Here is an 11,600-nt window from a genome sequence, read left to right as displayed (position 1 = left end):
TGCGCCGTGCCAGTCATTCCGCTGCCCTCGTCGCGATCCAGCCATCGCGGTAAAGCCGCGTCTTGCTGGGATCGAATGACAGATGTGTGGCGGCTCCCTGTAGCGGTGCTTCGCCCTCGATAATCGCTTTCACAGTTTCATGGCCGACCTTGGCCTCGACCACCGCGTGCCGGCCGACATCGGACACCTTGTGCACAACTGCAGGCAAACCATGATCGCCCAGTGTGACGAACTCCGGCCGCACGCCAATCTGCGCCGTGCCCGTTCCCTGCTCGATCTCGCCTTCCAGCGTGATCAGCGTGTTTTCGAAAAACGCCCCGCCATCGCGGACCTCGCAAGGCAGCACATTCATCCCCGGTGAGCCGATGAAGTGGCCCACAAACGTGTGCGCGGGACGTTCAAAGAGCTCCACCGGCGTGCCAATCTGCACGATCTCACCGTCCTGCATGACGACAACCTGATCGGCGAATGTCAGCGCCTCGGTCTGGTCATGGGTGACGTAGATCATCGTCGCGCGCACTTTCTGGTGAAGCTCTTTCAGCTTGGACCGCAGCTTCCACTTCAGATGCGGGTCGATGACAGTGAGTGGTTCGTCAAACATGACGACATTCACGTCGTCACGGACCAGACCACGGCCCATACTGATCTTTTGCTTGTTGTCGGGGGACAGGCCAGCGGCCTTTTTGCCCATCATGTCGGTGACTTCCAGCATCTCGGCAATCGCCATGACGCGGGTGTTCACTGTCGTCTCGTCCACCCCGCGATTCCGCAGAGGAAAGGCGAGGTTATCGAAAACCGTCATGGTGTCGTAGATCACGGGGAACTGGAACACCTGCGCAATGTTGCGCTGGTTGGGGGGCAGGTGGGTGACATCCTTGTCATCAAACAGGATCTTGCCGTTCGACGGCGTCAGCAGGCCCGAGATGATGTTGAGCAGTGTGGATTTGCCGCAGCCGGACGGACCCAGCAGGGCGTAGGCGCCGCCATCGGACCATTCCAGATCAATTTCTTTGAGCGCGTAATCATCCGGCCCTTTGGGGTTGTCGTAATAGCTGTGCTTGAGGTCAGAGAGCGTGATCTTAGCCATCAGACGGCACCTCCGGCGACGACCTGTCCGTCTTCGGCGAAGAGCATGCATGCGGACGGGTCGAGGTAGAACGGGTGATCCTCGCCCACCTGATATGGATGCACACCATGCGACAAGGACACCCAATCAGCATCCGGCATGGCGAAATGGGCGCTGCTTTCCGACCCACTGAGCTCTGTGACCAGCACGCGACCGTTCAGTTTGACAGTGTTCGCGGGGCTGGGTTTGGGCGTCACATGATGCGGGCGGACCGCGATGTGATAGTCGCCGTCAGGGGCATCCTTCATCTTGGCGGAATCCCAGCGCGCGCTGTCGCCCATGATCAGCGTGCTACCCATTTTGGTGACCTTGGCGACGTTGATCGGCGGATCTGAAAACACCTTGGCCGCTGTCAGCGTCTGCGGCTTGCGATAAATCTCGGCAGTGGGGCCGAATTGCGCGACATTCCCATCATCCATCAGCGCGGTGGACCCGCCCAGCAGCAGCGCCTCTTCCGGTTCCGACGTGGCATAAACCACCACGGCCCCACGCCCCGCGAAAAGTTCGGGCAGCTGTTCGCGCAATTCCTCGCGCAATTTATAATCAAGATTGGCCAGCGGCTCATCCAGAAACACCGCCCGGCTTTCCTTGGCAATCGCGCGGGCCAGCGCCGTGCGCTGCTGTTGTCCACCGGACAATTCATGCGGGCGGCGATGCAGCATGGGGCGCAGTTGCAGGATATCCGCAGCCTCTTCCACGCGGCCCTGAATTTCGGATTTCGCCATGCCTGCAACCTTCAGGGGGGAGGCAATGTTGTCGAAAACCGTCATATGGGGGTAGTTGACAAAAAACTGGTGGACCAGGCTGATATTCCGCTTCTGCGTGCTCAGCTTGGTGACGTCCTGACCATCCATCTCAATCGTGCCGGCGGCGATGGGGTCAAGGCCTGCCATCAGCTTGATCAGGGAAGTCTTGCCCGCGCCGGTTTCGCCCAGAAGCACGTTGAAATGCCCGGTCTGAAACGTCAGCGATGTGGGTTTGATATGGGTCTGCCCGGCGACCACTTTGGTGATTTTATTGAGTGTGATGGTCATGACATGCCCTTTGGTAATGGCCGGGGCGCTGACGCCCCGACCGGTGTCGGCGCCACCCGAAGGCGGCACCCGACAGGGAGCTTATTCAGAAGCCCAGCGGGCGACGAGTTCGTCATAGTTGACGGTCTCGCCCTGCGGCTTCTCGTTCTCCAGCGGTGGTTTGGCACCGCCATTGGCGAACCAGTATTCCGCGTCACGCTCTTCATTCAGGCGCGGGCCACAGCCACCATAGACATTCGCTGCCTCATCGGCCTGCTGCATCCGGGCCATGGTGATGTCCATCTCCTCGGCCAGACGATCCATGGCTTCCTGCGGTGTGAACGCGCCAGAGTTCACGTCACCGATCTGCTGCCACCAGATCTGGGCCAGCTTCGGATAATCAGGCACGTTGATGCCCGTCGGTGACCAAGCAACCCGATCAGGTGAGCGGTAGAATTCCACCAGACCACCCAGTTGCGGTGCGCGTTCGGTGAAGGATTCATGATTGACCGAACTGTCGCGGATAAAAGTCAGACCCACATGGGACTTCTTCACATCAACAGTCTTGGACGTCACGAACTGGGCATAAAGCCAGGCGGCCTGCGCCCGGTCAGCCGGTGTGGATGTCAGGAAGGTCCAGGACCCCACGTCCTGATACCCGACCTTCTGACCTTCTTCCCAGTACGGACCGTGCGGGGAAGGGGCCATGCGCCACAGCGGATTGCCATCGGCATCCACCGTGTTGTTGCCCGCGGACTGCGGGGCAACCATGTCGGCGGTAAAGGCGGTGTACCAGAAAATCTGCTGGGCCACGTTGCCTTGCGCCAGCGCTGGCAGTGACTGGTAGAAGTCATAGCTTGCCGCAGCGGGTGGTGCGTAGTTGCGCAACCATTCGTCCCATTTGCGGATCGCATAAACCGCTGCCGGCCCATTGGCCGCACCACCGCGCGACACAGATGCGCCGACAGGGTTACAGGTCCCGGCTTCCATCCGGATGCCCCATTCGTCGATCGGGATACCGTTGGGTTCGCCCACGGACCCGGCACCGGCCATCGATAGCCACGCATCGGTCATCCGCCAACCAAGGTCCGGCGCGCGCTTACCGTAATCCATATGGCCATAGATGCGCACGCCGTCGATTTCCTGCACGTCGTTGCTGAAGAACTCGGCGATGTCCTCGTAAGCGGACCAATTGACCGGCACGCCCAGCTCATAGCCGTACTTTGCCTGGAACTGTTCCTTGAGGTCTTCGCGGTCGAACCAGTCCTTGCGGAACCAGTAAAGGTTCGCGAATTGCTGATCCGGCAACTGATAGAGGTTGCCATCCGGACCGGTCGTGAACTGGATGCCCATGAAGTCGTCAAGGTCCAGTGTTGGTGATGTGGTGTCGGCCCAGTTGCCGCCCATCATCTCGGTCAGGTTATAGGCCTGCTGCAGACGCGAATGGGTGCCGATCAGGTCACTGTCATTGACGTAACCATCATAAAGGTTCCGGTTGGTCTGCATCTGGGTCTGGACCGCCTGAACGACCTCGCCTTCGCCCAGGATCTGGTGATTGACCTTGATGCCCGTGATTTCCTCGAAGGCGCGCGTCAGCACTTCGCTTTCGTAGGAATGGGTTGGAATGCCTTCCGACAGGACGTTGATTTCCATACCGGCATAGGGCTCGGCGGCCTGAATGAACCACTGCATTTCAGCCAGCTGTTCATCTTTCGATAATGTGGATGGCTGGAATTCCTGATCAATCCAACGCTGTGCTGCGGCTTCGTCGGCCACAGCGAAATTGGACCCCGCAAACACGGCAGAGACCGCGACTGCGGAGAGCAGATACTTACGCATCTTGTCTCCTCCCTTGAGATTATGTGAGCCGGTTTTTGCCGACTGCCTTACCTTGGGTCCGATTGAGCGGGTTTGTCAAACTAAAATCTTAGTATTAGTGGCGTTTGGTTTAAGGCATTGAATATTATATAAAAAATATGCGACCGACTTTGGCTTTTATGGACCCGGCGACCCGCTGTCAAGCGATCACCGCCCCCTCAAATCACGGTTTTGTGAGAAGACTCACCCGAAACAGATGGGTTCAGGTCGCTGGTTTGGGCCCATGATCCAACCGGGTGATATGGTCTGCGATGTCTGATGGAAAATACCGCCGCACCAGCGGGTCATGCCCTGGAACAATCAGGGTCGGGGCAGAGGCGAGGCGGTGCAACGTGTCAAATCCGTCCAGCATGTCCTGCAAATCCACGACAATCGGAAACGGTTTTCGCGCGACAAAGTTTTCATAGTAATGCGCGGCATCAGACGCCAGCACCAGCCAGCCTGCGACTGTCCTGACCCGCACGCATTGCAGGCCGCGTGAATGACCGCCGATGCAATGCACGGTGACCCCATCAGCCACCTCGGCCTCGCCATCATGGAAGATCAGTTTGCCGGAATAAAGCCGTTTGAGGGCCTCGCAGACATGGCCTGCGGTGAACGGCATCCGCAGCGTGTCGTGACACATGCAGGGGCCGGTGGCATAGGCCATTTCAGCGGCTTGCATATGCAGGGTTGCATTGGGAAACAGATGCAATCCGCCCGCATGATCGTAATGCAAATGGGTCACGATCACGGTGGTGATATCGTCTGGCGTCAGGCCCAGCGGTGCCAGTGCGTCTGCCGGGTCCATGCGAATGGGCCTGTCACGATTGGCGGCTTCGGCATCGTCATAGCCGGTATCAACAAGGATCACCTGTTTGTCGCGCCGAAGCACCCACATGAAATAATCCATCGGATGGGGGGCATCGTGATTGTCGTCAAAAATAAAACTGTCGGCCCGGGTTCGCGCATTTCGGTCGGCATATTTGACCGCGTGGACCTCCCAATCGCTCATGACATCACCGTGTCGAATGTCACAACGGTTTTATCGGCAAGTAGCGGCGCGCTGGCGGCGTCGAAAATCAGGAAATGTTCGCTGGCCAGATGGGCGTCAAACCCGGCCCGGTCGGTATAAAGCTCGTAAAGAAAGACAGCATCGGGATCCGCGCTGTCGGTGGCGACATCGAAACGGTGACAATCCGGCTCTGTCCGCAAGGAGGTCTTTGCATTCTTCAGCATCATCGGCATGAACTCCTCTTGCTTGCCGGGTTTCAGCCGTAGCATCACACAGACAGCATACATTACGTCCCCCTTATTTTTGCAAATCCTCTTTTGACAACGGGTACTTGGCTCAAAATCAAAGCTATATTCAACGTCAGCAGGATCGCAGCACCTGGTCTGCTGACAAAAACCGAAAGATCACCATCTGACAAGAGCAACGACCGGCGGAAGGTTTCATCAAACAGCCCGCCAAGAATGACGCCGATGACCAGCGGCGCAATCGGATATTTCAGCAGGTTCATGAAATAGGCGACGGCCCCGACGCCAAGCATTAGGTAAAGATCATTGATCCCGCCGCCCACGCTGAACGATCCGATTGTTGTCAGCACCATGACGACAGGCAAGAACACGGTTTGCGGGATGCGCAGGATCTGGATGAATATCCTGGCCGTAAACAGCCCCATCAGGAACATGGTGAAAGAGGCCAGAACCATGATTGCCACCACCCGCAGAATGATGGCCGGGTCAATGGTGGGCCCCGGGATGATGTTGTTAAGCTTAAACGCCCCCATCAGCGCCGCCGCAGGGGGTGAACCGGGGATGCCGAGAACCAAAAGCGGGATCAGCGCACCGCCGATGCAAGCGTTGTTGGCAGTCTCAGAGCTCAGCAATCCTTCCATTGATCCTTTGCCGAAATTCTTGCCATCTGAACTGACGGATTTGCCTACCCCGTAACTGACCCAGCCTGCCACATCCTCGCCAACACCGGGCAAGGCGCCGACACCGGTGCCGATGACACCCGAGCGTGCGATCGTCGGCATATGTCGGCGTATCACCGGCAGGTTCGGCAGAATGCGCCCCTTCAGGCTGATGATCTGGCCCATATCCATATGTCGCAGACCGTCGATGATCTGGGGCACAGCAAAGGCACCCATCAGCACGGGCACCACCTGAAACCCTGAAAAAAAGTAAGACCAGCCAAAGGTATACCGCGGCTCTGACAATAGCGGATCAAGACCGACCATCGCCATGGCCAGCCCCGCCAGCCCGGCAATCCAGCCTTTGATCACGATGTCCTCGCTCATCAAAGTTCCCGACAACAGGATACCAAACAAGGCCAGCAACGCCTTTTCCGGGCTGGCAATGGACTGGCTGATCAGCAGCAAAAGCCATACGAAAATTAGCAGGGCCAGCGTGCCGATCAGCGTCCCGATAAAGCTGGCGGTGGTGGTCAGACCCAACGCTTCGGCGCCGCGTCCAGCCTTGGCCAGTGGATGCCCGTCCATGGCGGTTGCAGCACTGGCTGCCGTACCGGGAATGTTCAGCAAGATGGATGGATAAGACCCGCCATAAATCGCCCCGACATACGCCCCCAAAAGCGCGATCAGCGAATAGTCCAACGGGATCTTGTTGCCGAAAAACCCGGTCAGGATGGTAACAGCGAGCGTCGCCGTCAGGCCGGGCAAGGCACCAAAGACGATGCCCAGAAACACCGACACCACAATGTAGACATAGGCGACCGGGTCCGTGATCAGGTCCCAAAATGCCCCGCCGAAACCGGCCAGTTGCGTCAGCGCGAACTCCATCAATTGCGCCACAGTGATCTGATATTGACGTAGTAGTGATATTCGATCTGGGAAAAGATCAGACCGCCGCGATTGGGTACGTTCTGACGAAACCCAAAGGCCATCGCGCAAACCAGCACAAGCGGCACAATCACGGCGATCCAGGGGATGGCGCTGGCAACGCGACCCCGGCCTTTGATCAACGCCCAAAGGGTCAAAATAACCCAGATGCCCAGCACGACCCAATCATCATCATGCGGGCTGTTCCATTGGGATTGGGGGAAATGCATGATCAGCGGATAAAGCCCACCAATCACAAATGCTCCGGCCGCCGTCAGCATACGGTCGACATGGCCGCCGTGATAACCAAAGATCAACGCAGTGATCAGGCAGCCGCTACAGATGATGAAATCGACACGCGGGACCATGGCAAAGATGTAAAAGACCAGAATAACGGCGATGGTGGCGATGCGGATCGCCTCGGCCGGGTCCCACCCGATGCCTGCAGCGGTCATTGCCCGCCTCGCCCCGCCATCGCGGACGGCAATTGCCAACAGGATCAGCGACAGCACCAGCATGGCCGTCCAGATGCCCAACGGCACAATGGCGGCAGAGTTATACCAGTCCGCCCCGCTGACCCCGGCGCGGTTTTCGCCAAACAGCGGGATCGCACTGGTTTTCCACAAAAAGAAAAGGGAGGTTACCAGCAGGCAAAGCCCGCCCCAGAAGTCGCGTGCGCGCAGAATTGCCTTTTCGTCGTCGGTCATCTGCCTCTCCCCCAGACAGGTGAAGGGGCGCCAGCCAGACGCCCCCTTTGGTCTTGCTGAGTGGCCTCAGGGTCTTTCAATGCCAAGCGACATCGGGTCGACCGAGGTCGCGCCCAGTTCCTGCAAGGTATAGGCGAATGTCGATTCCAGCTTGCTGAACAGCGCCTGCGCCTCTTCACCGGATTGGCCGCCCACATCGTAATTGTTGGCAGCGGCCCAGGCGGCAACGGTGTCAGATGCGATGGCCCTGTCAAAGGCGTCGGTCAGCGCTGCCTTCACCTCGTCACTGGCGGAATCATGCACGGCAAAGCCAATCGCCTGTTTCAGTGGCAGGTATTGGTCCAGACCGTCATAGATGTCGAAGGCTGACGGAATGGTGCTGCCGTTGAATTCAGCCGCATCAGGGGTCAGCATCGCCAATGGCTTCAACTTACCCCCTTCGATCAGCGGGGCCTGTTCGGCAAGGGAGGTCACAACCAATGCAACCTCGCCCGCCATCGCGGCCTCTTGGCCTGCAGCAGAGCCTTCATAGGGGATGAATTTGAACGTGGCATCGGCCCCGTTCTCGATCGCCAGCAGGTTCAGATGATGGATCGAGCCTGCCCCGGACGCGGCAGCCGGGATTGTTCCCGGCGCGGCCTTGGCGGCATCAACCAGTTCTTCCAATGTGTTGTAGGGGCTGTCAGCGGGAACCGAGATCAGGTCGGGCGAACCACCGACAATAAACGGATACCAGAAATCAAATTTCTGATCCCAGCCGCCCTGAACCGCGGCGGTCACATTGGATTCCGACAATCCCACAAGCGTATAGCCGTCATCGGGCTGATTTTGCACGTAAACCATGCCATTGGATCCGGCCACGCCGCCGGTTTGGTTGATCACATTGATGCTGACAGGCAGATGCTTTTCCATCTCGGCCATGATCATCCGGTTGATGCTGTCAGTCCCTCCGCCAGCGCCCCAGACCACGGCGGTCGTGATGTCCCGAAAAGGGTATTCCTGTGCTTGCGCTGTCGCTGACAGAAACGTCAACGCCGCAGCGGCGCTTGCAATAATCGCTTTCATTTTTATCCTCCCAATGGATAGGCTTTACTCGTTGCATATCTCTGCGTATTCACTAATGTATGCATTGTCAATATTTGAGTAACCAGCAGGGTGGATCATGACGCAGACATTTCGCATCGCAGTCTTTGATGGCGACGGGATCGGACCCGAGATCATGAAGCCGACAGTTGGGATATTGCAGCATTTATCTGCCGCATCGCCTGACTATAATCTCCTGTTTGAAACGCTGCCTGCCGGAGCCGCCCACTATGCGCAAACCGGTGAAAGCCTGCCTGCCGCATCGCTTGAAGCTGCCCGTGCGGCCGATGCGATCCTGCTGTCGGCCATGGGATTGCCGGATGTGCGATACCAAGACGGCACCGAGATTTCGCCACAGATTGATCTGCGTAAGGCCTTTGATCTTTTTGCCGGGGTCCGCCCGGTTCGGGTCATGCCTGGTCAGCATACGCCGTTGAAGCTGCCGGAAGGGCGCGAGATTGATTTTGTGCTGATCCGCGAAAGCACCGAAGGATTGTTCTACTCGCAAGGTACCGGCGAGGTGACAGAGGACGACGCGCGCGAGACATTGCGGATCACGCGCGCAACCTCGGAAAAGCTGTTTCGATTTGCATTCGAACTGGCCCAAGGGCGCAAGACACAAGGTCGCGGGCGGGGCCGGGTCACCTGTGTGGACAAGGCCAATGTGTTCCGCGCCTTTGCCTTTTTTCGCAGCATCTTTGATGAACAGGCAAAGGATTTTCCGGAGCTCATTGCCGATCACGCCTATGTGGATGCGACCGCGCTCTGGATGGTGCAGAAACCCTGGGATTTCGATGTGCTCGTCACCGAAAACATGTTTGGCGATATATTGTCCGATCTCGGGGCAGGCCTGATGGGTGGGCTGGGCATGGCACCCTCTGCCGATATCGGGCTGGATCATGCGGTGTTCCAGCCGTGTCACGGTTCTGCCCCGGATATCGCGGGTCAGGGCAAGGCAAACCCGATGGCCATGATTCTGTCTGCTTCGATGATGCTGGAATGGCTGGGCCAGCGGCATAACGTGGCGGCGCTCACCCGCGATGGTGTCAGGCTGCGCGACGCGGTTGAGGCTGTGATGCGAAAGGGCGAAATCCTGACGCCGGATTTTGGCGGGGCAGCCAGCACGGCCGACGCAGCTGATGCCGTGCGTGCGATGCTGGATACATGACCTTGCGGGTTGCCTGTGTCGGGGCGGGCTATTTCAGCCAGTTCCATATCGGCAGTTGGAAACGCATGCCGCGCACGACCCTGGTCGGCGTCTGTGATCATGATCTGGCCAAGGCCGCGGCGACGGGCGCCCCGGCCTTTGACGATCTGCAAACCATGCTGGCAAAGGTTAGACCGGACATTCTGGACATCATCCTGCCGCCACAGGGCCATGCGGTAACGATCCGCGCGGGGCTTGCGGCCGGGGTTCGGGCGATTATCTGCCAGAAACCCTTTTGCCGCGATCTGGACGAGGCGCGGACGATGGCTGGTCTTGCGCAAAAGGCTGGCATTCCGTTGATTGTCCATGAAAACTTCCGGTTTCAACCGTGGTTTCGTTGTATCCGGCAGGCCCTGGAGGCCGGGACAATCGGCGATGTGTTGCAAGTGACCTTCCGTCTGCGCCCCGGCGATGGGCAGGGGCCGGACGCCTATCTGGATCGTCAGCCGTCCTTTCGTGACATGCAGCGGTTCCTGATCCACGAAACCGGCGTCCACTACATTGACACGTTTAGGTACCTGTTGGGCGAACCCAGCCACGTCTATGCCGACCTACGCCAGATCAACCCGTCCATCGCCGGAGAGGACGCAGGTTATGTCATCTTCGATTTCCCAACGGGCGCGCGGGCCCTCTTGGATGGCAACCGCTGTCTGGATCACAGGGCCGACAACACACGGCGCACAATGGGCGACGGCTTGTTTGAGGGGACAAAGGGCACATTGACCCTTGGGGGCGACGGTGCGGTCATCTTGCGCCGCTTCAGGACGCAGGAGGAACAGATACTTCTGGCCCCCGACACACATGACGGATTTGGCGGAGATTGTACGCATGCCTTGCAATTACACGTGATTTCGGGCCTTCTGGACGGACTAGAGTTTGAGAATACCGCGTCCGAGTATCTGAGTGTCATCAAGATCGAGGAGGCAATTTATCGGTCAGACATGACACACAGGAAAGTGGAGCTCGACGATCATGGCCCCGAACCCGACTAAATCCAAAAGCAATTCTGCCATCGCCGTCGAAGAACTGCGAAAACTGATCTTTTCAGGAGAGTTGCCCGCCGGGTCCGACCATCTGGAAAGCGAATTGGCCATGCGGCTGGGGATGTCGCGCACGCCGGTACGAGAGGCGGCGCTGACGCTGGAAGGGCAGGGGCTGTTGGAGGTGCGGGCGCGCAAGGGGGTGCGCATCCTGCCGATTTCCGTGCGCGATATGGAAGAAATCTATGACGTGCTGACCGAGCTGGAAAGCATGGCCGCCGCCGATGCGGCCGGGCGGGGCTATAGCGTCAAAGACTTGAAAACGCTGGAAAAAACGATTGAAGATATGGAAACCGCCCTTGCCGCCGAAGACCGCGACGCCTGGGCCGAAGCGGATGACCGGTTCCATACCGAACTGGTCCGGCTGGGCGGCAATTCGCGGGTTATGGCGATTGTCGCGCGCATGGCCGATCAGGTCCGGCGGGCCAAATCGGTGACGTTGCATATGCGGCCCCTGCCGCTGCAATCGAACAAGGATCATCGCGATGTGGTTAATGCGATCCGGGCCGGCGATGCGGCGCGGGCGCGCGAAATTCATGCCACACACCGGGCCGGCGCCAAGGATGTGCTGATCAATCTTCTGAAACAGAACCGGCTTCATATGCTGTAAAAATCGCGGTCGGCATCGCGTCGGATTTGCGTCGGCAAAACGTCGGACCCCAACGGACGGTTGCTTGGGACCCCCTTAACCCGCAGGATGCAGGATGGTGTCAAAAGGAGA

At 58.5% G+C, this 11,600-nt stretch carries 11 protein-coding genes; 3 read left to right on the top strand and 8 right to left on the bottom strand.

The window, feature by feature from the left end:
- Nucleotides 1–13: 13 nt before the first annotated feature.
- From ACFWW4_RS00220 to ACFWW4_RS00185, 8 genes are all read right to left on the bottom strand, one after another.
- A complete protein-coding gene (locus ACFWW4_RS00220) occupies nt 14–1,087 on the bottom strand; it encodes an ABC transporter ATP-binding protein (protein ID WP_411889018.1) in 1,074 nt (357 codons plus the stop codon).
- Complete coding sequence (locus tag ACFWW4_RS00215; RefSeq protein ID WP_411889017.1) at nt 1,087–2,160, bottom strand: ABC transporter ATP-binding protein; 1,074 nt, start codon at nt 2,158–2,160, stop codon at nt 1,087–1,089. The genes ACFWW4_RS00220 and ACFWW4_RS00215 overlap by 1 nt, the downstream gene beginning before the upstream one ends.
- 81 nt (nt 2,161–2,241) lie before the next feature.
- Nucleotides 2,242–3,978: an ABC transporter substrate-binding protein gene (locus ACFWW4_RS00210; RefSeq protein WP_411889016.1), complete on the bottom strand. Its 1,737-nt coding sequence runs from the start codon at nt 3,976–3,978 to the stop codon at nt 2,242–2,244.
- Between the two features lie 241 nt (nt 3,979–4,219).
- Nucleotides 4,220–5,011, bottom strand: a complete 792-nt coding sequence (locus tag ACFWW4_RS00205; RefSeq protein WP_411889015.1) for an N-acyl homoserine lactonase family protein — start codon at nt 5,009–5,011, stop codon at nt 4,220–4,222.
- On the bottom strand, nt 5,008–5,298 hold the full coding sequence (locus tag ACFWW4_RS00200; protein WP_411889014.1) for a putative quinol monooxygenase: 291 nt from the start codon (nt 5,296–5,298) through the stop codon (nt 5,008–5,010). The genes ACFWW4_RS00205 and ACFWW4_RS00200 overlap by 4 nt, the downstream gene beginning before the upstream one ends.
- A complete protein-coding gene (locus ACFWW4_RS00195; protein ID WP_411889013.1) occupies nt 5,298–6,803 on the bottom strand; it encodes a tripartite tricarboxylate transporter permease in 1,506 nt (501 codons plus the stop codon). Before ACFWW4_RS00195 ends, ACFWW4_RS00200 begins: the two co-directional genes overlap by 1 nt.
- Nucleotides 6,803–7,549, bottom strand: a complete 747-nt coding sequence (locus tag ACFWW4_RS00190) for a hypothetical protein (RefSeq protein ID WP_411889012.1) — start codon at nt 7,547–7,549, stop codon at nt 6,803–6,805. The genes ACFWW4_RS00195 and ACFWW4_RS00190 overlap by 1 nt, the downstream gene beginning before the upstream one ends.
- A gap of 66 nt (nt 7,550–7,615) precedes the next feature.
- Nucleotides 7,616–8,614, bottom strand: coding sequence for a Bug family tripartite tricarboxylate transporter substrate binding protein (locus ACFWW4_RS00185; protein ID WP_411889011.1), 999 nt, complete (start codon nt 8,612–8,614; stop codon nt 7,616–7,618).
- 97 nt (nt 8,615–8,711) lie between these two features.
- Between ACFWW4_RS00185 and ACFWW4_RS00180 the strand changes: the two genes are divergently transcribed.
- The 3 genes from ACFWW4_RS00180 to ACFWW4_RS00170 are packed head-to-tail and all read left to right on the top strand — an operon-like array spanning nt 8,712 to nt 11,489.
- Nucleotides 8,712–9,800: an isocitrate/isopropylmalate dehydrogenase family protein gene (locus ACFWW4_RS00180; protein WP_411889010.1), complete on the top strand. Its 1,089-nt coding sequence runs from the start codon at nt 8,712–8,714 to the stop codon at nt 9,798–9,800.
- Entirely contained in the window at nt 9,797–10,831 is a 1,035-nt protein-coding gene (locus ACFWW4_RS00175) for a Gfo/Idh/MocA family protein (protein ID WP_411889009.1), read from the top strand. Before ACFWW4_RS00180 ends, ACFWW4_RS00175 begins: the two co-directional genes overlap by 4 nt.
- Nucleotides 10,812–11,489, top strand: coding sequence for a GntR family transcriptional regulator (locus ACFWW4_RS00170; protein WP_411889008.1), 678 nt, complete (start codon nt 10,812–10,814; stop codon nt 11,487–11,489). The genes ACFWW4_RS00175 and ACFWW4_RS00170 overlap by 20 nt, the downstream gene beginning before the upstream one ends.
- Nucleotides 11,490–11,600: the final 111 nt, after the last annotated feature.

It is taken from the genome of Yoonia sp. SDW83-1, from assembly GCF_046762885.1.
GTDB lineage: Bacteria > Pseudomonadota > Alphaproteobacteria > Rhodobacterales > Rhodobacteraceae > Yoonia.
This window is presented reverse-complemented; position numbering and strand designations above follow the sequence as displayed.

Coding starts and splice junctions, on each gene's coding strand:
- ACFWW4_RS00220 (WP_411889018.1), bottom strand. CDS start 1,087: ATGGCTAAGATCACGCTCTCTGACCTCAAGCACAGCTATTACGACAAC.
- ACFWW4_RS00215 (WP_411889017.1), bottom strand. CDS start 2,160: ATGACCATCACACTCAATAAAATCACCAAAGTGGTCGCCGGGCAGACC.
- ACFWW4_RS00210 (WP_411889016.1), bottom strand. CDS start 3,978: ATGCGTAAGTATCTGCTCTCCGCAGTCGCGGTCTCTGCCGTGTTTGCG.
- ACFWW4_RS00205 (WP_411889015.1), bottom strand. CDS start 5,011: ATGAGCGATTGGGAGGTCCACGCGGTCAAATATGCCGACCGAAATGCG.
- ACFWW4_RS00200 (WP_411889014.1), bottom strand. CDS start 5,298: ATGTATGCTGTCTGTGTGATGCTACGGCTGAAACCCGGCAAGCAAGAG.
- ACFWW4_RS00195 (WP_411889013.1), bottom strand. CDS start 6,803: ATGGAGTTCGCGCTGACGCAACTGGCCGGTTTCGGCGGGGCATTTTGG.
- ACFWW4_RS00190 (WP_411889012.1), bottom strand. CDS start 7,549: ATGACCGACGACGAAAAGGCAATTCTGCGCGCACGCGACTTCTGGGGC.
- ACFWW4_RS00185 (WP_411889011.1), bottom strand. CDS start 8,614: ATGAAAGCGATTATTGCAAGCGCCGCTGCGGCGTTGACGTTTCTGTCA.
- ACFWW4_RS00180 (WP_411889010.1), top strand. CDS start 8,712: ATGACGCAGACATTTCGCATCGCAGTCTTTGATGGCGACGGGATCGGA.
- ACFWW4_RS00175 (WP_411889009.1), top strand. CDS start 9,797: ATGACCTTGCGGGTTGCCTGTGTCGGGGCGGGCTATTTCAGCCAGTTC.
- ACFWW4_RS00170 (WP_411889008.1), top strand. CDS start 10,812: ATGGCCCCGAACCCGACTAAATCCAAAAGCAATTCTGCCATCGCCGTC.